This is a genomic window from Limimaricola sp. G21655-S1, assembly GCF_027213785.1.
GTDB lineage: Bacteria > Pseudomonadota > Alphaproteobacteria > Rhodobacterales > Rhodobacteraceae > Limimaricola.
Genome location: NZ_JAPWGO010000005.1, coordinates 91,141 through 114,364, shown reverse-complemented (window position 1 = coordinate 114,364; position 23,224 = coordinate 91,141). Strand labels below are relative to the sequence as shown.

Here is a 23,224-nt window from a genome sequence, read left to right as displayed (position 1 = left end):
CGTGTTGTCTAACCCTGTGCGGCGGACGGGGAGGAGTACGACATGCGGGACATGACCCTGCGTCAGGTCGAGGTGGTGCGTGCCGTGATGATGACCGGCACCATCAACGGCGCGGCCACGCTGCTGGGTGTCTCGGCGCCCGGCATCAGCCGGCTGGTCAAGCACACCGAGGAGTCGCTCGGGCTGCGCCTGTTCGAGCGCAAGGGCGGGCTGTTCGTGCCATCGGTCGAGGCCGGGCCGATCTTCGAGCAGATTGGTCGGGTCTACCACAATGTCGAGAACCTGACCTATGCGATCGCCTCGCTCCAGCGCGGCGAGGACGCGCGGCTGGCCTTCGCCTCGGCCCCCTCGATCGCCCAGTTCATAGCCGCGCGGGCGATCCGGCGGCTCAGGCGGCGCTGGCCCGATCTCTACATCGATCTCAACATCCTCAAAATCGAGGAGACGCTCGACTACCTGCTTCTCGAGCGGGGCGAGTTCGTGATGATGAGCTATCCTGTCGAGAACCCCGCCATCGAGAGCGAACCGGTGGCGACGGGGCGGCTGGTGGCGGTGGTGCCTGACGAGCACCCGCTGGCCGCGCGCAAGTCAGTCTCGGTCCACGACCTCGCGCGCGAGCCGCTGATCGGGGTCGATCCGGCCGATCCCTACGGCGCGATCCTGCTCGCCCCTTTCAAGGCGGCGGGGCTGGATCCCCCTCAGTCGATGCGCGGCCGTTTCGCGCAAACAGTGGTCAGCCTCGTGCGCCACGGGCTCGGCGTGGCGTTGATCGACGAATTCTCGGTGGCCGAGGTCTACATGCCCGGGCTGGTGCGGATCGCGCTCCAGGAGGACAGTTCGATCACCGCCTATGCCTGCCGAAAGAAGGGTCGGGTGCTGTCGAGTTTCGCCGAGCAGGCGATCGCCGACCTGCGCACCGAACTGACCCGCGCTGTGTCGCGGCAGGATTGGGCCAGCCCAAGGAATTAACATAAAGTTAACGAGTGGCTCATCTCGGCATTTGACGTTATGGCAGCGTCGAAGCCATGATGCTCCTTGTCGTGCGGGCATGGGAGCGCCCGGCACATAACCGATCCTTGGGAGGATGATATGAAGACGCTGTTCACGGGCGCGCTGGCCGCGCTTGCCATCACCACCGCTCCGGCGCTGGCCGAATACCCGGAGAAGGAGATCCAGGGCATTATCCAATGGGGCGCCGGCGGCTCGACCGACACGGTGATGCGTGCGGTCACTCCCCATGCCGAGGAGGTGCTTGGCGGCAAGGTGGTGATGCAGAACATGACCGGCGGCGTTGGCGCCATCGCGGTCAAGTTCGCCTCTGCCCAGGACGCCGACGGCTACACGCTGCTGATGGGTGCCGAGAACCCGCTGCTCTACAAGGTGATGGGCCTGGGCGACATCGACTATTCGAGCTTTGTGCCGGTCAACGTGCTGGCCCGCGGCGTGCCGATCCTCGTGGCCAACAACGATGCGCCCTTCGACACGCTCGAGGAGATGGTCGCCTATGTGCAGGAGAACCCGAACGAGGTGAAGTTCGGCTCCACCGGGCCGGGCGGCCTGCCCTCGGTGATCACCGCGATGCTGCAGAGCCAGATCGAGCTGCCGGTGACGGCGGTGCCCTATGACGGCGACGGCCCGGCGCTGACCGCGCTGCAGGGCGGCGCGATCGACGTGATGCCCGCCGTGCTCGGCGCCTCGATCGAGGCGATCAAGGCCGGCCGGATCAAGCCGCTGGCGATCATTGATGTCGAGGCCAACGAGGCGCTGCCCGACGTCGCCCCGATCACCGAGGCCTATCCGGGCTTCGAGACCTACCTGCCTTGGGGCCCGTTCTTCGGCGTCTTTGTCAAAGAAGGCACCCCCGACGAGGTGGTCGCAAAGCTCACCGAGGCCTATGCCGCCGGTGTCGAGAACGCCGATTTCCAGCAGCTGATGAATGATCGCGGCTTCGAGGTAATGAACATCTCCGGCGACGAGGCGCAGGAATTTCTCGACAAGTGGCAGTCCGTGACCAGCTGGCTGGTCTACGACGCCGGCATCGCCAAGGCCTCGCCCGAGGAATTCGACATCCCGCGTCCCGAGTGACGCGGACCGGCGGGCCGCCGCGCGCGGCCCGCCCCCTTTCAGGGCTGTCCCGGCCCGTACATTCCCTTTCCCGCGTCCATGCCCCGCCAGGGAGGCGATTCATGCACGATCCATCCAAGAAGATGCCCGGCGAGACCGCCTTCGCGGTGGTGCTCGTCGGGTTGAGCGGTTTCCTGCTGTGGCAGGCGATCCTGATCTCGGGCTTCGAGGCGTTGTCCTCGCCCGGGGCGTTCCCGATGGCCGCGGCCTTCGCGATGCTGGTGACCTCGGTGGCGATCCTGATCAAGACGCTGCGGCTGCGCGAGCGCATGGCGCTGCGGTTCTTCACGGACGTGGCCCCGCCGGTGATCCTGGCGATGTTCGCGATGATGCTGGGCTATGCGCTGCTGCTGAAGCCGCTGGGGTTCCTGCCGACATCGCTCCTGTTCCTGACCGTGTCGATCTTTGCGCTGCGCCGCCGGGGCCTGCTGTGGTCCTTCGGCGTCTCGCTGGCCTCGCTGGCCTTGGTCTATGTGATCTTCCGGCTGGTGTTCACCGTGTTGATGCCGTCGGGGATCGTGCCCGAGGGCGAGATCCTGGCCTGGCTCGGCGACCTGTTCTCCGGGGGTGATGCGCAATGACCGAAGCGCTGCAATTCTTCCTGATCTCCTGGCTTGACCTCAAGCTTCTCGGGCTGGTCGCACTTGGCACCTTCGCAGGCATCTATGTGGGCGCCATCCCCGGCCTGTCAGTGACCATGGCGGTGTCGATCCTGATATCCTTCACCTTCGCCTGGGACGTCTACCCGGCGCTGTGCCTGATGGTCGGCATCTACATGGGCGGGGTTTATGGCGGCTCGCGCACCGCGATCCTGCTGAACATCCCCGGCGCGCCCTCGGCGATCGCCACCGCGCTCGACGGCTACCCGCTGGCGCAGAAGGGGCAGGCCGGTGAGGCGATCGGGCTGTCGACCGTCATGTCCTTCGTCGGCGGCTTCATCGGCATCGGCGTGCTGGCGGTGGCCGCGCCCTTCGTCTCCGAATTCGCGCTGACCTTCCAGCCGCGCGATTACATGCTCTTGGCGATCCTCGGCATCCTATTGGTCGGCTCGCTCTCGGGTGAGAGCCTGCTCAAAGGGGTGTTTGCGGGCGCGCTCGGGCTCCTGATCGGTGCGGTCGGCCTCGACCCGCTCACCGCCGAAGAGCGCTTCACCTTCGGCATGGTTGAGCTTTGGGGCGGGATTTCCTTCATCGCGGTGATGATCGGGCTGTTCGGCGTCTCGGAGGCGCTCACGCAGCTGCATTACATCGACAAGGCCGCGGTGAAGCAGACCATCGGCCGGATCGTGCCGTCCTGGCGGGCGGTGGGTAAATACCTGCCGCTGTCGATGCAGACCTCGTCGATCGGGGTGATCATCGGCGCGCTGCCGGGCACCGGCGGCGACATCGCGGCGCTGATGGCCTACGACCACGCCAAGCGGATCACCAGGCACCCCGAGGTGCCTTTCGGCGAGGGCGCGCAGGAAGGTTTGGTCGCGCCGGAGACCGCCAACAACGCCGCTGTCGGCGGTGCATTCATCCCGATGCTGACGCTGGGCATCCCGGGCGACGCGGTGACCGCGATCATCATCGGCGCGATGTTCATCCACGGCCTAAACCCCGGCCCCATGCTGATGATCGAGCAGCCGCAGATGTTCTGGTTCATCACCGGGGCGCTGGTGCTGGCCAACATCTTCATGCTGATCTTCGGACTGACCGGCATCCGGTTGTTCACCAAGATCGTCGAGATGCCGCGCGCGGTGCTGATCCCGCTGATCCTGCTGCTGTCGATCGTCGGCGCCTATGCCGTGAACAACTCGATCACCGACGTCTACTGGATGCTGCTGTTCGGCGCCTTCGGCTACCTGCTCAAGACCTACGGCTACCAGGTCGGCCCCGTCATTCTCGGCGTGATCCTGAGCCGGCTGATCGACGAGAACTGGCGCCGGGCGATCATCTCCGAGCAGGAGGATCTGGGAAGGCTGTTCTTGAGCATCCTCACCAGCCCGCTGTCGCTGGTGCTGTTCGGCGCCGTCGTCTTCATCTTCATCAGCCAGACCCCGCTCTGGACCGGCTTGCGCGCTCGTTTCGGCACCGCGCGCGCCCGGGGGGACGGGGTCTGACATGCCAAGGGACCATACCATGCCAGGCGACACGCTCCGTCTTGGGTTGATCGGTGACAACATCCGCGCCTCGCGCTCACCGCTGCTGCACCGCATCGCCGGCGAGATGCTCTACATCCCGACCGTCTATGACCGCCTGATCCCCGCCGATCTTGGGCAGAGCTTCGATGCGGTATTCGCGGACTGCGCCGCCACCCGGCGCGGCATCAACGTCACTTATCCCTACAAGGAGGTGGCGGCGCGCAAGGTGACGGTCGACGATCCGCTGGTGCGCGCCATCGGCGCTGTCAACACTGTGCTGTTCGAACCCGAGGGTCCCAAGGGACAAAACACCGATTTCACCGGCTTCAAGGCCGCCTACGAGCGGGTGCGCGGCGAGGCCGCGCCGGGCACGGTGCTGATGATCGGTACCGGCGGCGTCGGCAGGGCCGTAGCCTTTGGCCTCGCCGGACTGGGCGCGACTACGCTGCGGCTGGTGGATCGCGACCGGGCCAAGGCCGAGGCGCTGGCCGTCGAGTTGCGTGAAGCTGCGCCGGCGATGACAGTCGAGGTGGCGGATGACGCTGAAGCCGCGGGAAGGGGCGCGGACGGTCTCATCAACTGCACGCCGTTGGGCATGGAGGGCTATCCCGGCTCGCCGCTGCCGCGCGCCGCGATGGCGGGCGGCGCCTGGGCCTTCGACGCGGTCTACACCCCCGAGGACACGCAGTTCCTCACCGATGCGGCGGCGCAGGGCCTGCAGGTGATCTCGGGCTGGGAGCTGTATTTCTACCAGGGCGTCCACGCCTCGCAGCTGTTCACCGGGCAAGGCCTCGACGAGGCCGTGCTGCGCGCCCGTCTCAGGGAGGACTGACCATGCGCCGTTCCATCGCCACCGTTTCCGTCCCCGGCACCCTGCGCGAAAAGCTGGAGGCGATCGCGAGCGCCGGCTTCGACGGGATCGAAATCTTTGAGCAGGACTTCATTGCCGAGGCGGGATCGCCAGCCGAGATCGGCGCGATGATCCGCGACCACGGTTTGGAGATCGAGATCTTCCAGCCGTTCCGCGATTTCGAGGGCTTGACCGGCGCCCGCCGGACCAAGGCATTCGACCGGGCCGAGCGCAAGTTCGACCTGATGCAGGAGCTGGGCACCGACCTGGTGCTGGTCTGCTCTTCGGTCGCCCAGGATGCCATAGGCGGCATAGACCGCGCTGCGGACGATTTCTGCGAACTGGGCGAGCGGGCGGCCAGGCGCGGGCTGCGCGTGGGCTACGAGGCGCTGGCCTGGGGGCGGCACGTCAACGATCATCGCGATGCTTGGGAGGTGGTGCGTCGCGCCGACCATCCCAATGTCGGGTTGATCCTCGACAGCTTCCACACGCTGAGCCGCAAGCTCGACCCCGAGACGATCCGCCGTGTTCCGGGCGACCGGATCTTCTTCGTGCAACTCGCCGATGCGCCGCTGATCGAGATGGACCTGCTCTACTGGTCGCGCCACTTCCGCAACATGCCCGGCGAGGGCGATTTCGACGTGACGGCCTTCATGCGCGCGGTTATGGCCACCGGTTATCGCGGCTCGGTCAGCCTCGAGGTGTTCAATGACCAGTTCCGCGGCGGCCAACCCGAGACCGTGGCCCGGGATGGCTACCGCTCTTTGGTGCATCTGATGGACCGGGTGCGCCGCGAGGAGCCGGGGGTCGATGCAGGCCTGCCCGAGATGCCCGACCGGATCGCCGCCACCGGGGTCGAGTTCGTCGAGTTCGCCACCGGCGCGCAGGAGCGCGAGGCGCTTGCCGCGCAGCTCGCCACGCTGGGCTTCGCGCGCACCGGGCGGCACCGCAGCAAGTCGGTCGAGCTATGGCAGCAGGGCGCGATCCGGGTGGTGGTCAACACTGAGACCCACGGCTTTGCCCACAGCGCATACGTCACCCATGGTACCGGCATCTGCGACATCGGCATTGGCGTCGAGGACGCGGCCGCGACGATGGCGCGGGCGCAGGCGCTCGGCGCCAACCCGTTCCACCAGCCGGTGGGGCCGGGCGAGACCGACATCCCGGCCATTCGTGGCGTCGGCGGATCGGTGATGCATTTCATCGACCACAGCGCCGATCTGGCCGGGGTCTGGGAGCGCGAGTTCGAGGCCGAGGAGGAGAGCGGCGCGGCGCAGGGCGCGGGGCTGACCCGGATCGACCATCTGGGCGAGACCATGGCCTATGACGAGATGCTGAGCTGGGCGCTGTTTTATACCTCAATCTTCGATCTGGGCAAATCGCCGATGGTCGACGTCGCCGACCCCGATGGGCTGGTCCGCAGCCAGGCGATCGAGGCCCCGGACGGCGCGCTGCGGTTGACGCTGAACGGCGCCGAGACCCACCGCACCTTCGCCGGGCGTTTCCTCGCCGACAGCTTCAACTCGGCGATCCAGCACCTAGCCTTCGCCTGCGACGACATTCTGGCCACTGCGCGCGCGCTGGCGGCGCGCGGCTTCGAGCCGCTGCCGATCCCGTCGAACTACTACGACGACCTCGCCGCGCGCTTCGACCTCGAGCCGGGCCTGCTCGACGCGTTGCGCGCCTCGCAGGTGATGTATGACCGCGACGCAAACGGCGAGTTCTTCCAGCTCTATTCTCGACCCAGCCCCGGCGGGCTGTTCTTCGAGATCGTCGAACGGCGCGCCGGCTATGCGGGCTATGGCGCTCCGAATGCCCCATTCCGCATCGCCGCCCAGAAGCGATTGGTGCGGCCCAAGGGGATGCCGCGCGGCTAAGAGAGAGGCGTGTCTCATTCCGCTTCGGGAAAGTAACGGGCACGAAAAGTCATTTTATTGATCGGTTTGGTCATGCCATCCTCGACGCGGGAGAGGCGTGCGCGCCGCAGCGCGCGTCGTCACGTGGAGGAGAAGACATGAAGACGAAGCTTTGTACCGCCCTGGTGGCGATCGCGATTTCCGGTCCGGCCACGGCGCAAGAAGTGACACTCAGGCTGCACCATTTCCTGTCGGCCGAGGCGCCGATTCATGCCGGGGTTTTCGAGGTCTGGAAAGAGCGGGTCGAGGAGCAGTCCGAGGGCCGGATCGAGGTGCAACTCTACCCTTCGATGCAACTGGGCGGCAAGCCGCCGCAGCTCTTCGACCAGGCCCGCGACGGCATCGTCGACATTTCCTGGACGCTGCTGGGCTACACGCCGGGCCGGTTCCCGGTCTCGGAGGTGTTCGAGCTCCCCTTCGTCGCAGGCTCGGCCACCGAGACTACGATGGCGCTGCAGGACTTCCAAGAGGCGTATCTCTCCGACGAGCTGGACGACGTGCATCCGCTGCTGCTGCACGCCCCCGCGGCCTACAAATTCCACATGCGCGGCGAGCCGGTCGAGAGCCTCGAGGCGCTGGCAGGCAAGAAGGTCCGCGCGCCGTCACGGACCATGACCGAGGGGCTCGAGGCGCTCGGCGCCACCGCCGTCGGCATGCCGGTGCCCGAGGTGGCGCAAGCGCTGACCACCGGCGTCATCGACGGCGCGGTGATCCCGTGGGAGGTGTTCGGCTCGCTCCGGATCGAGGACATGGCCAAGTACCATACCGAGATCGGCGAGGAGAATGGCGGTCTATCGACCTCGGTGATGGCGCTGGTGATGAACAAGCGCGTCTATGAGGGGCTGCCTGACGACCTCAAGGCCGTCATCGACGCCAATTCCGGCGCTAATCTTGCGCCGCTGGCGGGTGAGGTGCTGGACGCCGCCGAGGCTGAGGAGCGCGAGAAGGCGCTGGCGGCGGGCGGCGAGGCCGTGGTGATCCCCGAGGCCGATCTCGAGGCCTGGAAGTCAGCGACCCAGCCGGTGATTGACGCTTGGGTCGACGCGACGCCGAACGGCGCCGAGATCCTCGAGGCGGCGCGCGCGGCGATCGACGCGCAGCGCGGCGAATAAGGGGCGCGTCATGGCCCTGAGCGACACCACCATGGAAGGGGAGCGCGCCGCGCTCCCCGGATGGCTGATGCGGCTGGTGCGGGTCTTTGCCGGGATCGGCGGCGCGGCTCTGGTGGCGATCATGCTGGTCACCGTGGCCAGCGTGACGCTGCGAGGCCTACTGGGCCGTCCGATCCCCGGCGATTACGAGCTCGTCGAACTCGGCTCAGCGATCGCGATCTTCTGCTTCCTGCCCTGGTGCCAGGCGACGGGAGGCAACGTCGTGGTCGACTTCTTCACCCAAGGTGTCGGGCCGCGCGCCACCCGCGCGCTCGACGCGTTGGGCGACCTGATCTGGCTGTTGATCGCCGCGCTGCTCTTGTGGCGGCTGACCCTCGGGGGGATCGAGATGCACGAATATGACGAGCAGACCATGGTGCTGCGGCTGCCAGTCTGGTGGAGCTTCTTCATAGTGCTGCCTGCGATGACCCTCTTGGTGGCGACCTGCGCTGCGACGCTGATCGCCCATCTGCGGGGGATGCGCACGTGACCGGGATCGCCGCCGGGATGGCGGGTTTCGCCGCGTTGCTCACGCTGATGGCGATCCGGGTGCCAATCGGGGTGGCGATGCTGGCGGTGGGCATCGCGGGCTACGGGTTGCATACCGGCACGCTGCCACTCTTGGCGTTTCTCAAGACATCGACCTTCCACCAGTTCTCGACCTATTCGCTGTCGGTGATCCCGCTCTTCGTGCTGATGGGCGAGTTCGCGACCCGCGCCGGGATGAGCCGAGCGCTGTTCCGCACCGCCGCCGCCTTTCTTGGCCACCGCAAGGGCGGGCTGGCGATGGCCTCGATCGGCGGCTGCGCCGCCTTCGGCGCAATCTGCGGCAGCTCGCTGGCGACGGCGGCCACCATGGCGCAGGTGGCGCTGCCGGAAATGAAGCGGCACAACTATTCTGGCGCGCTCTCGACCGGATCGCTGGCTGCCGGCGGCACGCTGGGCATCCTGATCCCGCCCTCGGTGATCCTGGTGCTCTACGCGCTCATGGCCGAGCAGAGCATCGCCAAGATGTTCGTCGCGGCGATGGTGCCGGGGCTGCTAGCAGCATTGGGCTACATGGCCGCGGTAGCGGTGTTCGTCCGCCGCAACCCAGATGACGGCCCGGCGGGCCCGCGCGCCTCGTGGTCGGAGAAGCTCGCCGCGCTGCGCGAAACCTGGACCATCATCGCCATCTTCGCACTGGTGGTGGTCGGCATGTATCGCGGCTGGTTCACACCCACCGAGGCCGCTGCCATCGGCGCCTTCGGCACCGGGCTGCTAGCGATCTTCCACGGCGGCATGCGGCTCGACGGGCTGATGGCCTGCCTGCGCGGCACCGCCGGAACCACGGCGATGATCTTCCTGATTCTCTTGGGCGCCGAGACCTTCAACGCTTTCCTGATGCAGACCCGCACGCCCTTGATGATTGCCAATGCGATCGGCGAGGCCGGCCTGTCGCCGATGCTGGTGCTGCTGGCGATCCTCGCGCTCTATCTCGTGCTGGGCTGCGTGATGGATTCGATGTCGATGCTGCTGCTGACCATCCCGATCTTCTACCCGATCGTCGCCGGGCTCGATTTTGGCATGTCGCGCGAGGAGACGCTGATCTGGTTCGGCATCGTTGCGGTCGTGGTGGTCGAGGTCGGGCTGATCACGCCGCCGGTTGGAATGAACGTCTTCGTCATCAATGGCATGGCGCGCGAGGTGCCGATGATCGAGAGCTTCCGAGGCGTGTTGCCCTTCCTGATCTCGGACGTGATCCGGATCGCGGCGCTGATCGGCTTTCCGGTGATCACACTGGGGCTGGTGCGGTGGCTGGGCTAGTTCAGCCTGAGCGCCGCCACCGCGTCGACGAGCGACTGGCGCAGCAGCCGCTGCGCTGGCATCGGCTCCTCCTCGGCGCGCATCATGATGCCCACCGGTCCGGCGGTGGCCGCGAGGTCGAGCGGCAGGGCCACCAGCCGCCCGGCTTCAAGATCTCGGCCTGCCACCCCGTGGCTGATGAACCACACCGCCCGCGCCTCGCCCATCGCCATGTTGCGGCCGAAGGCGCCCGAGACGCTCTCGATCCGCTGTGGTGGCACGCCCGCGCCCATCGCGATCATCGCCCGATCCACCAGCGGCCGGATTGCTGATTTTTCGGACGGGTAAACTACCGGAAACTCACCGATCCGGCCCATATCTCCAGTGCCCGTCAGCGGGTGATCGGGGGCAACCACCGCCAGAACGTGCTCGGAATAGAGCTGGGTGAAGCTGAGGCCAGTCATCGTCTCGGCCGCGCCCAGCCGCCCGACCACCATGTCGAGCGCGCCGTCGCGCAGGCGGCTCGTGAGATAGCCATGTGGCCCGTCCTCCAAATGCAGGAGCGCACCGGGCGCGCGCTCGGCATGGATGCGCACCGCCTCCGGCAACAGCTTCGCGGCCACCGAGGGCAACGCGCCCACGGCCAGCCGCGCCGCCGCGCCGCTGCGCGCCGCCTCCAGACTGTCGAGCCCTTGGCTCAGTGCCGCGATGCTCATCTGCGCAAATTGCAGGAACACCGCCCCCTCGCGGGTCAGCGCCACCCCGCCCCGGTCGCGCACCAGAAGCGGCGCGCCCAGATGCGTCTCCAGCTCGCGCAGTGTCTTGGAGATCGCGGGCTGGGTCAGGTTCAGATGCTCGGCCGCCGATTTCAGGCTGCCACGCCGTATGATCTCCACGAAAACTTCGACCTGCCGGAACTTGAGCCTGCGATCCATTGCTTGCCGATCCTTGCAATCAAAAGGGCGAAAACGTCATTTTACTTGTGATAACCGTGGGTCTAGCCTTTCGGCAAGAGAGGGAGGAGGATCGGATGCGCACCCAAGTGGCTATCATCGGCGGCGGGCCGTCGGCGCTCTTGCTGTCGCAGCTTTTACGTCTGCGCGGCATCGACAACGTCGTGCTCGAGCGCAAGACCCGCGACTACGTCCTGTCCCGGATTCGTGCCGGCGTGTTGGAGCGCGGCCTGCTCGACCTGATGCGCGAGGCCGGGATCGCCGGGCGGATGGAGCGCGAGGGCTTTGCCCATGACGGCACGCTGATCGCCCATGAAGGCGGCATGTTCCACGTCGATTTTAGGAAACTCACCGGCCACTCGGTGATGGTCTATGGCCAGACCGAGGTGACACGCGATCTCTACGACGCCCTCGAGAAGGCCGGGGGGAAGATCGAGTTCGAGGTCGAGGGGGTCGAGATCCACGACGCTGACACCGACGCACCGCATGTCACCTTTCATCGCGGTGGCACCGAGCACCGGATCGACTGCGACTATGTCGCGGGCTGCGACGGGTTCCACGGCGTCAGTCGCCAGACCATCCCGCTCTCGGTACGGCGCGAATACGAGAAGACCTATCCCTTCGGCTGGCTCGGCATCCTGAGCGAAACGCCGCCCGTCGACGACGAGTTGATCTACGCCAACTCGGCGCGCGGCTTCGCGCTGTGCTCGATGAGGAACGCCAATCTGAGCCGCTACTACATCCAGTGCGCGCTGTCGGATTCGCCCTCCGACTGGACCGATGCCGCCTTCTGGCAGGAGCTGAAGCGGCGGCTGCCGGGCGAGGTGGCCGGGCGCCTGGTGACCGGCCCGTCGATCGAGAAGTCGATCGCGCCTTTGCGCAGCTTCGTCACCGAGCCGATGCGCTGGGGCCGGCTGTTCCTGTGCGGAGACGCGGCGCATATCGTGCCGCCGACCGGGGCCAAGGGGCTCAACACCGCCGCCTCGGACGTGCACTACCTCTATAACGGGTTGCGGCAGGTCTACGAGGAGGGCGATCCGGAGGGGATCGACCGCTATTCCGAACGCGCGCTGGCGCGGGTCTGGAAGGCCGAGCGGTTTTCTTGGTGGTTCTCGTCGCTCCTGCACCGCTACCCGGACCAGAGCGCCTTCGATCTGCGGATGCAGGCGGCCGAGATCGACTTCCTACGGACCAACGAGGCCGCACAGAAGGCGATGGCCGAGAATTATGTCGGGCTGCCATACTGAACACGGGGGACGGATGATGAGCGATATAAGAGAAACCGGAATGGCAACGCGCCGTCGGGTGCTGGGCGACGCACATGTCGACCGCGCTGAGGCGGCCAAGACCGATTTCGACGCGCCGTTCCAGGCGATGATCACCGACGCGGCCTGGGGCCATGTCTGGAGCCGCGATACGATCAGCGACCGCGAACGCTCGATGCTGACCATCGCGCTGCTGGCGGGCTTGGGCAATGACCACGAGTTGGCGCTGCATGTCCGCGCCACCGCCAATACCGGCGCGAGCCGCGAGGACGTGCTCGAGGCGCTCTTGCATGTCGCCATCTATGCGGGCGTGCCGCGCGCCAACCACGCGATCGCCATCGCAAAGAAGACCTTCGATGAGATGGAGGCGGCATGAGCGCGTTTCAGCAGAAACAGGCCGTGACCCAGACGCCGGGCGGCCATGTCGCCCCCGGCGGCGGTCTCTATGCCCGCGACCGCGCCTGGCACCCGGCGGCGCTGACCCCGGCCTACAAGACCTCGGTGGCGCGCTCGCCTTCGCGCGCGCCGATCTCATTCCCGACGACGGTGAGCGAGGAGACCGGTCCGGTATTCACCCGCGACCTGCTCGGGTCGCTCGATGCCGACCTGATCCACAACTATGCCAAGTCGCCCGAGGGCGCGATCGGGCCGCGGATCGTGGTGCAGGGGCGCGTTCTCGACGAGGACGGACGCGGCGTGCCACATTCGCTGGTCGAGGTCTGGCAGGCCAATGCCGGCGGGCGCTACCGCCACAAGAAGGAGGGCTATCTTGCCCCGCTGGATCCGGATTTCGGCGGCTGCGGGCGCTGCATCACCGACGAATTCGGCAATTACGAGTTCCGCACCATCCAGCCCGGGCCCTACCCGTGGCCCAACGGGCCGAACGACTGGCGGCCCGCACATATCCATTTCTCGGTGTTCGGGCAGAGTTGGGGCCAGCGGCTGATTACCCAGATGTATTTCGACGGCGACCCGATGATCTGGCACTGCCCGATCGTCGGCACCATTCCCTCGCGCGAGGGGATCGAGAGCCTCGTTGCCCGCCTTGACATGGCGGCGACGATCCCGATGGACGCGCGGGTCTATCGCTTCGACATCGTGCTCAGGGGGCGGCGCCAGACCCTGTTCGAGAACCGCATGGAGGGGCTGTGATGCAGCGGATCGAGCGGCTGAAGGAAAGCCCTAGCCAGACGGCGGGGCCCTATGTGCATATCGGCGCGCTGCCGAATTTCGCAGGCATCGAGGGGGTTTACGCGCAAGACCTCGGTCACCGGATGATCCTGGGCGACGCCCGGGGCGAACGGATCACCTTGCGCGGCACGGTCTATGACGGCACCGGCGCGGCGTTGAGGGACGCGATGGTCGAGATCTGGCAGGCCGACGCCGCCGGCAAATATGCCGGGCAGGACGGCGCCGATCCCGCCTTTACCGGCTGGGGCCGGCAGGCGGGTGACATGGAGACCGGCGAGTTCGCCTTCGAGACCCTGAAGCCCGGCCCGGTGCCGTTCCGCGACGGGCGGCTCATGGCGCCGCACATCTCGGTCTGGATCGTGGCGCGCGGCATCAATCTCGGCCTGCAGACCCGGATCTATTTCGCCGACGAGCAGGAGGCCAACGCCGCCGACCCGATCCTGTCGCGGGTTGAGCACCGCGACCGGATCGGCACGCTGATGGCCCAGCCCGAAGGCGACGGCACCTATCGCTTCGACATCCGTCTTCAGGGCGAGGACGAGACGATCTTCTTCGACATCTGAGGAGCCTTGCATGTCCGATCCCTGCATCATCTGCGTCGCGATCACCGGTTCCCTGCCGACCAAGGAGAACAATCCGGCGGTGCCGATCAGCATCGACGAGCAAGTCGAGAGCACGCAGGAGGCTTTCGAGGCGGGTGCGACCATCGCGCATTGCCATGTGCGCGACAGCGAGGGCAGGCCGACCTCGGACCCCGAGCGCTTTGCCCGGCTGAAGGAGGGGATCGAGAGGCATTGCCCCGGCATGATCGTGCAGCTCTCGACCGGCGGCCGCTCGGGCGCCGGGCAGGCGCGCGGCGGCATGCTGTCGCTGGCGCCCGACATGGCCTCGCTCTCAGTGGGCTCGAACAACTTCCCGACGCGGGTCTACGAGAACCCGCCGGATCTGGTCGACTGGCTGGCGTCGGAGATGGTGAAGTATCGCATCAAGCCCGAGATCGAAGCCTTTGACCTCAGCCACATCGTGCAGGCCACCCGCATGGCGCAAGATGGGCGGATCGCGGGTCCGCTCTACGTGCAGTTCGTAATGGGGGTGAAGAACGCCATGCCGGTCGACGAGCCGATCTTCGACTTCTACATCGAGACATTGAAGCGGCTCGCGCCCGACGCGCAGTGGTGCGCCGCCGGGATCGGCGCGGCGCAGCTCACGATCAACGAATGGGCTATCTCCAAGGGCGGGCATACCCGCACCGGCCTCGAGGACAACGTCCGGCTCGACCGCAACCGGCTCGCGCCCTCGAACGCGGCGCTGGTGAAGCGCGCCGTCGATCTCTGCGAAAAATACGAGCGGCCCGTCGCGACATGGCGGCAGGCGCGTGAAATTCTCGGACTGCGGATGCCGGAGGACGTGGCATGAGCGGGCTGCGTTTCGCCGCGCCCCGGGGCGCCGTGCTGCATCACGTGATCCGCGAGGGGCGCGGGCGACCGGTGGTGTTCGTTAATTCGCTCGGCACCGACCTGCGGATTTGGCAGGCGGTGGTGGCCGGGCTCGATCCCGAGATGCCGGTCCTTCTGTGGGACAAGCGCGGCCACGGGCTGTCCGAGGAGGGCGAGACCGACATGGCAGGTCATGCTGCCGATCTCGCCGGGCTGATGGATTTGCACGGGCTCTCGGGTGCGCTGGTTTGTGGCGTCTCGGTCGGCGGCATGATCGCGCAGGCCCTAGCGGCGGACCGCCCCGATCTGGTGGCCGGGCTGATGTTGTCGAACACCGGCCACCGGATCGGCGACGCGGCGACCTGGAACGCCCGGATCGAGGCGGTGGAGCAGGGTGGCATCGCCGCGATCTCGGAGCCGATCCTCGAGCGCTGGCTGTCGCCCGGCTACCGCGCCGAAAACCCCGAGATGCTGGCGGGCTGGCGGATGATGCTCACCCGGACCCCGGCCGCGGGCTACGCCGCCATCTGCCGCGCGATCCGCGACGCCGACCTGACCGAGGCCGCGCGCGGCATCGACGTGCCGACGCTCTGCCTCGCCGGGAGCGTTGATGGCGCGACGCCGCCTGCGCTGGTCGAGGAGCTGGCGGCGCTGGTGTCGGGGGCGGAATATCGCTGCCTTGAGGGCATCGGTCACCTGCCCTGCATCGAGCGGCCCGACGAGGTCGCGGCGCTGATCCGCGACATGCTGGGCCGGATCGGATGAGCGTCTTCGACCACCCCTGGCTCTCGGGGTTGTTCGGCGATGCCGAGATGGCCGCAATCTGGAGCGCGGAGGCAGATCTGGCGCGGATGATCGCCTTCGAGGCGGCCTATTCCCGCGCCTTAAGTGCTACCGGGTTGGCCGATGCGGCGATGGCCGAGCGCGCAGCGCGGGCGATCGAGGCGGCGCGGATCGACATGAATGCCTTGCACGGCGGCACCACGCGCGACGGGCTGCCGGTCCCGGCGCTGGTCGCGCAACTAAAGCGCGCGGCGGGCGAGGATGCAGGCGCGGTGCATCGCGGCGCCACCTCGCAGGACGTGATCGACAGCGCGCTGGCCTGCGCGCTGCGCGACACCGGCGAGCTGCTGCGCGACCGGATCGGCATCTTGCGCACCGCGCTCGAGGCATTGCGCGTCCGCTTCGGCGACCGCGCATTGATGGGGCGGACGCGGATGCAGTCGGCGCTGCCGATCTCGGTGGCCGACCGGATCGAGACCTGGGCACGGCCGCTCGATGACCATCTCGACCGGCTGGAGCGGATTGCGCCGCAAGTGACGCGACTGCAACTCGGTGGGCCGGTCGGCACGCGTGCCGATCTGAGCGGGCAGGGCGCGGCCGTGGCGGAGCGCGTGGCGGCGGCGCTTGGGCTGGCGCCTGCGCCGCAGTGGCACGCCCGACGCGACGGCGTGGCCGAATTCGCGGGGCTGATGTCGCTGATCTCGGGGGGCTTGGGCAAGATGGGGCAGGATCTGTGCCTGATGGCCCAGCAGACCCCTCGCGAGGTGACACTGTCAGTCGCGGGGGGCTCCTCGGCGATGGCGCACAAGCAGAACCCGGTCGCGGCCGAGCTGCTGGTCACGCTGGCGCGCTACAACGCCACCCAGCTGTCGGCGATGCATCAGGCACTGGTCCACGAGCAGGAACGCTCGGGCGCTGCTTGGCAGCTCGAATGGATGGTGCTGCCGCAGATGGCGCAGGCGACAGGTCGCGCGCTCGCCGCCGCCGCCGCGCTGTGCGACGCGGTCGAGCAAATCGGCCCTTCAAGCGAGAACGCGCTTTAGACCCGCCTGCACCCGACGCATCTCGGGCAGGTAGGTCCCGGCCAGCGTCTCGGCGCGCTCTTGGGTCGCGGCCATGCCGAGATTGAGCGCGGCGAGGGTATGCCCGCGCGCATTGATCAGCGGCACCGCAATCGAGCGCAGGCCCAGCTCGACCTCCTGGTCGATGATCGCGTAGCCGTCGGCGCGTGCCGCCGCCACCCGCGCCATGATTGCCTCCGGATCGGTCAGGCTGAGCGGTGTTCGCGGTGCGAGGTCGCTGCGCTCGATCAGGGCGCGGGCCTCGGCCTCAGGGAGGGCCGCCAGCAGCACCCGACCGAGCGAAGTGCAATGCGCCGGCAGCCTTGAGCCGGGCATCAGCCCGATCGACATCACCCGCCGCTGCGCCGCGCGGGCGAGATAGACGATCTCAGTGTCGTCCCGGATCGCCACCGAGGCCGATTGTCCGACCCGCTCCGACAGCTGGTCGAGCCAAGGCTGCACCAATTGCGCCAAGGGCAGCGTCGCCAGCGCCGACATGCCGAGCCGCAGCACCCGTGGCATCAGGGTGAAATACTTGCCGTCATGGGTGGCGTAGCCCCCGGCGACAAGCGTCAGCAGGCAACGCCGTGCAGTGGCACGGTCGAGGCCGGTGCGCGCCGCCGCCTCGGCCACCGAGAGCCGCGGATGCGCCGCGTCGAATGCCTCAATCACCCTGAGGCCCTTGGCGAATGAGGCGATGATATCGGGGGTCTTGTTCGGCATGCGCACAGGATTGGCCTTAGTCCGAACAAATGTCGAGATGCGAACGACTTCTCTTGTCCCTCGGATCAGCAGCCTCGTAGGAGGAAGACCACAAGGCCGCGCGGATGCGGCGTCTCAAGGGAGTCGAGGAATGGATAAGACATGGGACTGCCCCGCCGCCGCGGTGGCCGACATCCCCGACGGGGCGAGCGTGATGATCGGTGGCTTTGGCGGCTCGGGCGCGCCGATCGAGCTGATCCACGCACTGATCGATCGCGGCCCGCGCGATCTGACGGTGATCAATAACAACGCCGGCAATGGCCGGATCGGCATCGCCGCGATGATCGACGCCGGCATGGTGCGCAAGATCATCTGCTCCTTTCCGAAGTCCAAGGATCCCCGCGCCTTCACCGCGGCCTATCTCGCCGGCCGGATCGAGCTTGAACTGGTGCCGCAGGGCACCCTGGCCGAACGGATCCGCGCGGGCGGTGCGGGCATTCCCGCCTTCTACACGCCGACCTCCTTCGGCACGGAGCTGGCGGCAGGCAAACCCACCGCGGAGTTCGACGGGCGCGGCTACGTGCAGGAGCGCTGGCTCAAGGCCGACTATGCGCTGGTCAAGGCCGAGACCGCCGATCGGCACGGCAACCTCGTCTATCGCAAGGCCGGCCGCAACTTCGGCCCGCTGATGTGCATGGCTGCCGCCGCCACGGTCGTGCAGGCGACCCGCATCGTGGAGCCCGGCGCGATCGATCCCGAACATGTCGTGACCCCGGGGCTCTTTGTCGACCGTGTGGTCGCGGTGCCGGATGCGCGCCAGGAAGAGGACCTCAACATCGAGGGGGCGGTCTACGCATGAGCGACATCGCGAACATCAAGCTGTCCAACGCGCAGATCGCCTGGCGCGCGGCGCAGGACATCGAGGACGGCTCTTACGTTAATCTCGGCATCGGTTTCCCCGAGATGGTGGCGCGCTACCAGGTCGCGGGGCGCAAGGCGATCTACCACACCGAGAACGGCATCCTCGATTTCGGCCCCGCGCCCGCGCCGGGGCAGGAAGACTGGGACCTGATCAACGCCGGCAAGAAGGCGGTCACGCTCAATCCCGGCGCGGCCTTCTTTCACCATGCCGACAGCTTCGCCATGGTGCGCGGCGGCCACCTCGACGTGGCCATCCTCGGTGCCTTCGAGGTGGCCGAGAACGGCGATCTCGCGAATTGGAGCGTCGGCAAGGACGGCGTGCCCGCAGTCGGCGGCGCGATGGATCTGGTGCATGGCGCCAAGCGCGTCGCGGTGATCACCGACCATGTCACCAAGACCGGCGCGCCCAAGCTGGTGGAGCGCTGCTCGCTGCCGCTCACCGGGGTGGGCTGCGTGACACGGGTCTACACCTCGCTGGCGGTGGTGGATATCGAGGGGGGCCGCTTTGTGCTGCGCGAAAAGCTCGCCGCGATCTCGCTGGGCGATCTACAGGCCGTGACCGGCGCGACGCTCAATCTCGACGGCCCCGTGGCCGACCTTATCGTTCCGGAGCTCTGACATGACCGACGCTTATATCTGTGACTACATTCGCACCCCCATCGGCCGCTATGGCGGCGCTCTGGCCGGGGTGCGCGCCGACGATCTGGGGGCGATCCCGCTGCGCGCGCTGATGGCGCGCAACGCGGGTGTCGACTGGGAGGCCGTCGACGAGGTGATCTATGGCTGCGCCAACCAGGCGGGCGAGGACAACCGCAACGTTGCCCGGATGTCGGCGCTGCTCGCCGGTCTGCCGGTAAAGGTGCCGGGCACCACGATGAACCGGCTCTGCGGCTCGGGCATGGACGCGGTGATCACCGCCGCGCGCGCCGTCCGTGCCGGCGAGGCGGAGCTGATCGTCGCCGGCGGGGTCGAGAGCATGTCCCGCGCGCCCTTCGTGATGGGCAAGGCCGAGACCGCCTTCTCGCGTTCGGCCGAGATTTTCGACACCACCATCGGCTGGCGCTTCGTCAACAAGCTGATGAAGGCGCAATTCGGCGTCGACTCGATGCCCGAGACGGCCGAGAACGTGGCCGAGTATTTCGCCATCTCGCGCGAGGATCAGGACGCCTTCGCGCTGCGCAGCCAGGTCAAGGCCGCTGAGGCCATCGCCTCGGGGCGGCTGGCGCGAGAGATCACCCCGGTGGAGATCCCGCAGCGCAAGGGCGAGGCGAAGATCGTCGACACCGACGAGCATCCCCGCGCCACCTCGCTCGAAGCACTGGCCAAGCTGCGCGCGCCGTTCCGCGAGGGCGGCTCGGTGACGGCGGGCAACGCCTCGGGCGTCAATGACGGTGCGGCGGCGCTCATTATCGCTTCCGCCGAGGCAGCGAAGAAGCATGGGCTGACCCCGATCGCACGTATCCTCGGCGGTGCCACGGCGGGCGTCGCGCCGCGCATCATGGGCTTCGGCCCGGCGCCTGCCTCGAAGAAGCTGATGGCGCGGCTCGGGCTGACGCCGGACGACTTCGCGGTGATCGAACTGAACGAGGCCTTCGCGAGCCAAGGGCTCGCTACGCTGCGTGATCTCGGCATCGCCGATGACGACGCGCGGGTGAACCGCAATGGCGGCGCCATCGCGCTTGGCCACCCGCTGGGCATGTCGGGTGTCCGGATCACCGGCACCGGCGCGCTCGATCTGAAATCGGGCGAGAAGGCGCTCTCGACCATGTGCATCGGCGTGGGTCAGGGCATCGCCGTAGCGCTGGAAGGGGTCTGAGAGATGGGGCGGGGCAGGGCAGCCGCCCCGCCCGACGCTCAACCAGACAACAGCGGCAACAGGTCGGGGCCTCTGGGTATGATGCCGTTCGGGTTCAACGCGCTGATCGAGTAGTAGCCCGCCTTGATATGGTCGATATCGACCGTTTCGCGTACGCCCTCGATGGTCAGCACGTCCCGCAGGAAGCGGCTCAGTGCCGGGTAGTCGGCGACGCGCCGCAGGTTGCACTTGAACAGGCCGTGATAGGCCGCGTCGAAGCGGATCAGCGTCACGAAGAGCCGGATGTCGGCCTCGGTAAAGGCCTCGCCCAGAAGGAAGGGTCCGTTTGTCGCGAGCCGCGCCTCCAGCTTGTCGAGCATGGCGAAGACGGCCTCGAACGCTTCCTCGTAAGCCTCTTGGGAGGTGGCGAAGCCGGTGCGGTAGACGCCGTTGTTGAGGCTCGGGTAGATCTCGGTGTTGAGCGCGTCGATATCGAGGCGAAGCGGCGCGGGGTAGAGGTCGATTTCGCCGCGGGCCAGATCGCCGAAGCCCGAGTTCAGCATGCGCAGGATGTCGGTGCTCTCGTTGTTGACCATGGTGCCGGTGGCCTTGTCCCACAGCACCGTCACAGTGGCGCGACCGGTGTAGTGTGGATCGGCGCGAATGTAGATCTCCTGCAGGTGACGCGCGCCGTTCAGCCGGTCGTCGTCGGCGCCGGGATAGCCGCCGAAGGCCCAACCCTCGGCCCCGAGCCACAAATCAACGACGGTGACCTCGATCGTCTCAGTCAGCCCCTTGAGCCCCCGAGTCTGGTATCGTCGTTGGCGGTAGTCACGCTCACCGGGCAGTTCCTCGGCGGCCCGGTAGTGCTGCGCGCGAACTGTTCTGCCGCGCCGGCCCAGCCGATCCTCGTCGAGGAGGTGGCCTGTGGGGCGTTCTTCTGCCTGGCCGGCATGTTCGGCGGCAGCGTCTTCACAGTGCTGCCGCTGCTGTCGGGCGAAGTGATCGCGCTGCTGGCGGGTCTGGCGCTGATCGGTCCCATGGGACGTGGGCCGTCGGAGATGTTGGCCGATCTGGAGGAACCGCAGGCCGGGCTGCAGTCTTTTGTTGTAACCGCAGCGGGGCACGGGTCTTTGGGGCCTCGGCAGCAGTTTCTGGGGCATCGTAGTCGGGCTGTGCGCGGCAGCGGCGGCGCTGATATTCCGCATCGCCTGATCCGGTCACATCCTCCGGAGAACGCTTCCAAAGAAGGTCTCAAGTTGCGCCACCGCATCCAGCGGCAGCACTTGTGCCACGTATTGATCGGGACGCACCACGATCAGGGCGCCGCATGCTGCGTCGATCCCGCGGCGGTCGTAGACGTCGTCCGCCGGGTCAGCGCAGAACGCCTTCTCGTAGTCTATGAGACCATATCGCCCTTTGCGGGGCAGCAATCCGGGAGGCAGCGCGCCCAGATCCATCTCGCGATGTGGCACCCGGAACACCGCTCGCAGGTCGATCACGGCATCGAGGTCGGCGCCCTCGGGAGCGAAGCGGCTCAGCAGGCCGTCCCCAGCGCCGAGCCGGTCGCACAGGGCGGCGATGGCGCCGCCCGGCGCGCCGGTGTCGCCCTCGGGCGCGAAGACGACCAACCGCCAGCGCCCGTCAGCCTTGAGCATGTGACCCAACTGCATGGGCCGCGCATCGGCGAGCCGGATGACCGGGGCGGAATGAAAACGCATCCCCACCGGCAATCCACGCGCTAGCTCCTGATGTACCGCATCGCCGGTGATCATGGACGGGTCGTAGCGCGTTTCCACTCCGGCGGTGTAGCGGCCATGCTTGCGGAAATACTCCTGGAAGCGCGCCGCCTCGGCGGTGCCCTTAGGCTTTTCGCTGAACAGCCGGGCCATGTCGCGATCGAACTCGATCAACTCGCGCGCCTTGGCACGGCGTTCCTCGGAATAGGTGTCGAGCAGGGCGGGGCCGGACTGGCCCCGCAGTACGGCGGCAAGCTTCCAACCAAGGTTGAAGGCGTCAGCCATCGACACGTTCATCCCCTGGCCGGCCTTGGGGCTGTGGGTGTGGCAGGCGTCGCCGGCAATGAAGATGCGCGGCTCCTTGGTCCCGCGCCGCTCCTCACCCACGTCATCGAAGGCGTCGCAGACCCGCTGGCCGATCTCGTAGGCCGACCACCAGGCGACCTCCTTCACGTCGAGAGTGAAGGGTGCAAGGATCAGCTTGGCCTTGTCGATCAGCTGCTCGCCGGTGACACCGCGATCGGCGGCGCGTTCGCTCTCGGACAGCGCATCCAGCTCGACGTAGAACCGCACCAGGTGCCCGCCCTCGCGTGGGATGATCAGCAGGCTGCCATGATCCGCCGACTGGATCGGTGCCTTGAGCCGGATGTCCGGAAAATTGGTGACGGCGAGGATGTCCATCACCCCCCAGAGCTGGCGCGCCGCCTCGCCCTTGAGCGCATGACCCATCTCGCGACGCACGGTGGAGCGGGCACCGTCGCAACCGACCACGTAGCGGGCGCGGATCTCCTCGGTGCCATCATCGGCGCGGGAAAAGCGGGCCAGAACCGGATAGTCGGGATCGTCGTCACGCGCCACCGAGACCAGTTCGAGGCCATAATCCGGCTTCAGCCGGTGTGGCCCTCGGCGCATCTCGTCGAGGTAGAAGTCGTGCACACGCGCTTGGTTGAGGATCACATGCGGCATTTCCGACAGGTCGTCGGCGACGTCCATGATGCGGTCCGCGCGCCGCAGCCCGGCACCGTCCGGGCCGGGGCGCCAGAATGCGACCTCGTTGACCCAATAGCTTTCCTTCAGCACCTTCTCGGCGAAGCCCATTGCCTCGAACATCTCGAGCGAGCGGCAGGCGAGGCCGTCGGCCTGCCCGGCCTCGAGGGGGCCGGACTTACGTTCGACGATCCGAGTGGTGATGTCCGGGAAACGCGACAGCTGTGCGGCCAGCGTCAGCCCAGCTGGGCCGCAGCCGACGATCAGCACGTCGACCCGGTCGCGCGACGAGGCATGGTCGAATGCGGGGGCGACGGCGGGATCGCCGGGGCGAAAGCCCTCCTGATGATACTGCATGTCGTCCTCCCATGTAGTATGCATACATACTATATACTAGACAAAGATGTACAGCGTCAATACAGTATCTGTACATACTATTTAGA

General features: G+C 67.4%; 23 protein-coding genes and 1 pseudogene. 20 read left to right on the top strand and 4 right to left on the bottom strand.

The window, feature by feature from the left end:
- Positions 1-42 precede the first annotated feature (42 nt).
- From O4G76_RS07325 to O4G76_RS07285, 9 genes are all read left to right on the top strand, one after another.
- Complete coding sequence (locus tag O4G76_RS07325) at positions 43-969, top strand: LysR family transcriptional regulator (protein ID WP_269396712.1); 927 nt, start codon at positions 43-45, stop codon at positions 967-969.
- A 120-nt stretch (positions 970-1,089) separates the two neighbouring features.
- On the top strand, positions 1,090-2,085 hold the full coding sequence (locus O4G76_RS07320) for a tripartite tricarboxylate transporter substrate binding protein (RefSeq protein ID WP_269396711.1): 996 nt from the start codon (positions 1,090-1,092) through the stop codon (positions 2,083-2,085).
- Positions 2,086-2,186: 101 nt separating this feature from the next.
- Positions 2,187-2,705 (top strand): tripartite tricarboxylate transporter TctB family protein, encoded by a 519-nt coding sequence (locus O4G76_RS07315; RefSeq protein ID WP_269396710.1) that lies wholly within the window; start codon positions 2,187-2,189, stop codon positions 2,703-2,705.
- Positions 2,702-4,225 (top strand): tripartite tricarboxylate transporter permease, encoded by a 1,524-nt coding sequence (locus O4G76_RS07310; protein WP_269396709.1) that lies wholly within the window; start codon positions 2,702-2,704, stop codon positions 4,223-4,225. The genes O4G76_RS07315 and O4G76_RS07310 overlap by 4 nt, the downstream gene beginning before the upstream one ends.
- Positions 4,226-4,244: 19 nt before the next feature.
- Positions 4,245-5,078: a shikimate dehydrogenase gene (locus O4G76_RS07305; protein ID WP_269396708.1), complete on the top strand. Its 834-nt coding sequence runs from the start codon at positions 4,245-4,247 to the stop codon at positions 5,076-5,078.
- Between the two features lie 2 nt (positions 5,079-5,080).
- Entirely contained in the window at positions 5,081-6,973 is a 1,893-nt protein-coding gene (locus O4G76_RS07300) for a bifunctional sugar phosphate isomerase/epimerase/4-hydroxyphenylpyruvate dioxygenase family protein (RefSeq protein ID WP_269396707.1), read from the top strand.
- A 137-nt stretch (positions 6,974-7,110) separates the two neighbouring features.
- Positions 7,111-8,124 carry a TRAP transporter substrate-binding protein gene (locus O4G76_RS07295; protein ID WP_269396706.1) on the top strand — a complete coding sequence of 338 codons (1,014 nt, stop codon included), beginning with the start codon at positions 7,111-7,113 and terminating at the stop codon, positions 8,122-8,124.
- Between the two features lie 10 nt (positions 8,125-8,134).
- A complete protein-coding gene (locus O4G76_RS07290) occupies positions 8,135-8,653 on the top strand; it encodes a TRAP transporter small permease (protein ID WP_269396705.1) in 519 nt (172 codons plus the stop codon).
- Positions 8,650-9,969, top strand: a complete 1,320-nt coding sequence (locus O4G76_RS07285; protein WP_269396704.1) for a TRAP transporter large permease — start codon at positions 8,650-8,652, stop codon at positions 9,967-9,969. Before O4G76_RS07290 ends, O4G76_RS07285 begins: the two co-directional genes overlap by 4 nt.
- Here the strand turns inward: O4G76_RS07285 and pcaQ are convergent.
- Complete coding sequence (gene pcaQ, locus O4G76_RS07280) at positions 9,966-10,883, bottom strand: pca operon transcription factor PcaQ (RefSeq protein WP_269396703.1); 918 nt, start codon at positions 10,881-10,883, stop codon at positions 9,966-9,968. The two genes, O4G76_RS07285 and pcaQ, sit on opposite strands and share 4 nt — an antisense overlap.
- Positions 10,884-10,978: 95 nt before the next feature.
- Here pcaQ and pobA point away from each other — a divergent pair, with 95 nt between their 5' ends.
- Genes pobA through O4G76_RS07245 form a run of 7 tightly spaced genes read left to right on the top strand, consistent with a single transcriptional unit; the run spans position 10,979 to position 16,619 of the window.
- Positions 10,979-12,148 (top strand): 4-hydroxybenzoate 3-monooxygenase, encoded by a 1,170-nt coding sequence (gene pobA, locus O4G76_RS07275; RefSeq protein WP_269396702.1) that lies wholly within the window; start codon positions 10,979-10,981, stop codon positions 12,146-12,148.
- A gap of 40 nt (positions 12,149-12,188) precedes the next feature.
- Positions 12,189-12,542: a 4-carboxymuconolactone decarboxylase gene (gene pcaC / locus O4G76_RS07270; RefSeq protein WP_373568015.1), complete on the top strand. Its 354-nt coding sequence runs from the start codon at positions 12,189-12,191 to the stop codon at positions 12,540-12,542.
- Complete coding sequence (gene pcaH, locus O4G76_RS07265) at positions 12,539-13,318, top strand: protocatechuate 3,4-dioxygenase subunit beta (protein ID WP_269396700.1); 780 nt, start codon at positions 12,539-12,541, stop codon at positions 13,316-13,318. Before pcaC ends, pcaH begins: the two co-directional genes overlap by 4 nt.
- A complete protein-coding gene (pcaG, locus tag O4G76_RS07260; protein WP_269396699.1) occupies positions 13,318-13,920 on the top strand; it encodes a protocatechuate 3,4-dioxygenase subunit alpha in 603 nt (200 codons plus the stop codon). Before pcaH ends, pcaG begins: the two co-directional genes overlap by 1 nt.
- A gap of 10 nt (positions 13,921-13,930) precedes the next feature.
- Positions 13,931-14,773: a 3-keto-5-aminohexanoate cleavage protein gene (locus O4G76_RS07255; RefSeq protein ID WP_269396698.1), complete on the top strand. Its 843-nt coding sequence runs from the start codon at positions 13,931-13,933 to the stop codon at positions 14,771-14,773.
- Positions 14,770-15,558 carry a 3-oxoadipate enol-lactonase gene (gene pcaD, locus O4G76_RS07250; RefSeq protein ID WP_269396697.1) on the top strand — a complete coding sequence of 263 codons (789 nt, stop codon included), beginning with the start codon at positions 14,770-14,772 and terminating at the stop codon, positions 15,556-15,558. The genes O4G76_RS07255 and pcaD overlap by 4 nt, the downstream gene beginning before the upstream one ends.
- On the top strand, positions 15,555-16,619 hold the full coding sequence (locus O4G76_RS07245; protein ID WP_269396696.1) for a 3-carboxy-cis,cis-muconate cycloisomerase: 1,065 nt from the start codon (positions 15,555-15,557) through the stop codon (positions 16,617-16,619). Before pcaD ends, O4G76_RS07245 begins: the two co-directional genes overlap by 4 nt.
- On the opposite strand, the gene O4G76_RS07240 is transcribed toward O4G76_RS07245, so the two are convergent.
- Entirely contained in the window at positions 16,599-17,360 is a 762-nt protein-coding gene (locus tag O4G76_RS07240) for an IclR family transcriptional regulator C-terminal domain-containing protein (protein ID WP_269396695.1), read from the bottom strand. The genes O4G76_RS07245 and O4G76_RS07240 overlap by 21 nt on opposite strands.
- Before the next feature lie 130 nt (positions 17,361-17,490).
- On the opposite strand from O4G76_RS07240, the gene O4G76_RS07235 reads away from it, so the two are divergent.
- Genes O4G76_RS07235 through pcaF form a run of 3 tightly spaced genes read left to right on the top strand, consistent with a single transcriptional unit; the run spans position 17,491 to position 20,076 of the window.
- A complete protein-coding gene (locus tag O4G76_RS07235; protein ID WP_269396694.1) occupies positions 17,491-18,198 on the top strand; it encodes a 3-oxoacid CoA-transferase subunit A in 708 nt (235 codons plus the stop codon).
- Complete coding sequence (locus tag O4G76_RS07230) at positions 18,195-18,878, top strand: 3-oxoacid CoA-transferase subunit B (RefSeq protein WP_269396693.1); 684 nt, start codon at positions 18,195-18,197, stop codon at positions 18,876-18,878. The genes O4G76_RS07235 and O4G76_RS07230 overlap by 4 nt, the downstream gene beginning before the upstream one ends.
- A 1-nt stretch (position 18,879) precedes the next feature.
- Complete coding sequence (gene pcaF, locus O4G76_RS07225; protein ID WP_269396692.1) at positions 18,880-20,076, top strand: 3-oxoadipyl-CoA thiolase; 1,197 nt, start codon at positions 18,880-18,882, stop codon at positions 20,074-20,076.
- A gap of 38 nt (positions 20,077-20,114) precedes the next feature.
- On the opposite strand, the gene O4G76_RS22020 is transcribed toward pcaF, so the two are convergent.
- Positions 20,115-20,618 (bottom strand): glutathione S-transferase C-terminal domain-containing protein, encoded by a 504-nt coding sequence (locus O4G76_RS22020; protein ID WP_373568016.1) that lies wholly within the window; start codon positions 20,616-20,618, stop codon positions 20,115-20,117.
- Between the two features lie 390 nt (positions 20,619-21,008).
- Between O4G76_RS22020 and O4G76_RS22010 the strand changes: the two are divergent.
- Positions 21,009-21,149 (top strand): annotated as a pseudogene (locus O4G76_RS22010) (hypothetical protein); the annotation flags it as partial.
- Positions 21,150-21,275: 126 nt separating this feature from the next.
- Here the strand turns inward: O4G76_RS22010 and O4G76_RS07215 are convergent.
- Complete coding sequence (locus O4G76_RS07215; RefSeq protein ID WP_269396690.1) at positions 21,276-23,138, bottom strand: FAD-dependent monooxygenase; 1,863 nt, start codon at positions 23,136-23,138, stop codon at positions 21,276-21,278.
- Positions 23,139-23,224 lie beyond the last annotated feature (86 nt).

What these genes read in the sequence shown, in the direction of transcription:
- O4G76_RS07315 (WP_269396710.1), top strand. Translation starts at nt 2,187, where the DNA reads ATGCACGATCCATCCAAGAAGATGCCCGGCGAGACCGCCTTCGCGGTG.
- O4G76_RS07215 (WP_269396690.1), bottom strand. Translation starts at nt 23,138, where the DNA reads ATGCAGTATCATCAGGAGGGCTTTCGCCCCGGCGATCCCGCCGTCGCC.
- O4G76_RS07235 (WP_269396694.1), top strand. Translation starts at nt 17,491, where the DNA reads ATGGATAAGACATGGGACTGCCCCGCCGCCGCGGTGGCCGACATCCCC.
- pcaF (WP_269396692.1), top strand. Translation starts at nt 18,880, where the DNA reads ATGACCGACGCTTATATCTGTGACTACATTCGCACCCCCATCGGCCGC.
- pcaC (WP_373568015.1), top strand. Translation starts at nt 12,189, where the DNA reads ATGGCAACGCGCCGTCGGGTGCTGGGCGACGCACATGTCGACCGCGCT.
- pcaG (WP_269396699.1), top strand. Translation starts at nt 13,318, where the DNA reads ATGCAGCGGATCGAGCGGCTGAAGGAAAGCCCTAGCCAGACGGCGGGG.
- O4G76_RS07295 (WP_269396706.1), top strand. Translation starts at nt 7,111, where the DNA reads ATGAAGACGAAGCTTTGTACCGCCCTGGTGGCGATCGCGATTTCCGGT.
- O4G76_RS07230 (WP_269396693.1), top strand. Translation starts at nt 18,195, where the DNA reads ATGAGCGACATCGCGAACATCAAGCTGTCCAACGCGCAGATCGCCTGG.
- O4G76_RS07255 (WP_269396698.1), top strand. Translation starts at nt 13,931, where the DNA reads ATGTCCGATCCCTGCATCATCTGCGTCGCGATCACCGGTTCCCTGCCG.
- O4G76_RS07245 (WP_269396696.1), top strand. Translation starts at nt 15,555, where the DNA reads ATGAGCGTCTTCGACCACCCCTGGCTCTCGGGGTTGTTCGGCGATGCC.
- O4G76_RS07310 (WP_269396709.1), top strand. Translation starts at nt 2,702, where the DNA reads ATGACCGAAGCGCTGCAATTCTTCCTGATCTCCTGGCTTGACCTCAAG.
- pcaQ (WP_269396703.1), bottom strand. Translation starts at nt 10,883, where the DNA reads ATGGATCGCAGGCTCAAGTTCCGGCAGGTCGAAGTTTTCGTGGAGATC.
- O4G76_RS07290 (WP_269396705.1), top strand. Translation starts at nt 8,135, where the DNA reads ATGGCCCTGAGCGACACCACCATGGAAGGGGAGCGCGCCGCGCTCCCC.
- pcaD (WP_269396697.1), top strand. Translation starts at nt 14,770, where the DNA reads ATGAGCGGGCTGCGTTTCGCCGCGCCCCGGGGCGCCGTGCTGCATCAC.
- O4G76_RS07300 (WP_269396707.1), top strand. Translation starts at nt 5,081, where the DNA reads ATGCGCCGTTCCATCGCCACCGTTTCCGTCCCCGGCACCCTGCGCGAA.
- O4G76_RS07325 (WP_269396712.1), top strand. Translation starts at nt 43, where the DNA reads ATGCGGGACATGACCCTGCGTCAGGTCGAGGTGGTGCGTGCCGTGATG.
- O4G76_RS07305 (WP_269396708.1), top strand. Translation starts at nt 4,245, where the DNA reads ATGCCAGGCGACACGCTCCGTCTTGGGTTGATCGGTGACAACATCCGC.
- pcaH (WP_269396700.1), top strand. Translation starts at nt 12,539, where the DNA reads ATGAGCGCGTTTCAGCAGAAACAGGCCGTGACCCAGACGCCGGGCGGC.
- O4G76_RS07320 (WP_269396711.1), top strand. Translation starts at nt 1,090, where the DNA reads ATGAAGACGCTGTTCACGGGCGCGCTGGCCGCGCTTGCCATCACCACC.
- O4G76_RS07240 (WP_269396695.1), bottom strand. Translation starts at nt 17,360, where the DNA reads ATGCCGAACAAGACCCCCGATATCATCGCCTCATTCGCCAAGGGCCTC.
- pobA (WP_269396702.1), top strand. Translation starts at nt 10,979, where the DNA reads ATGCGCACCCAAGTGGCTATCATCGGCGGCGGGCCGTCGGCGCTCTTG.
- O4G76_RS22020 (WP_373568016.1), bottom strand. Translation starts at nt 20,618, where the DNA reads ATGCTGAACTCGGGCTTCGGCGATCTGGCCCGCGGCGAAATCGACCTC.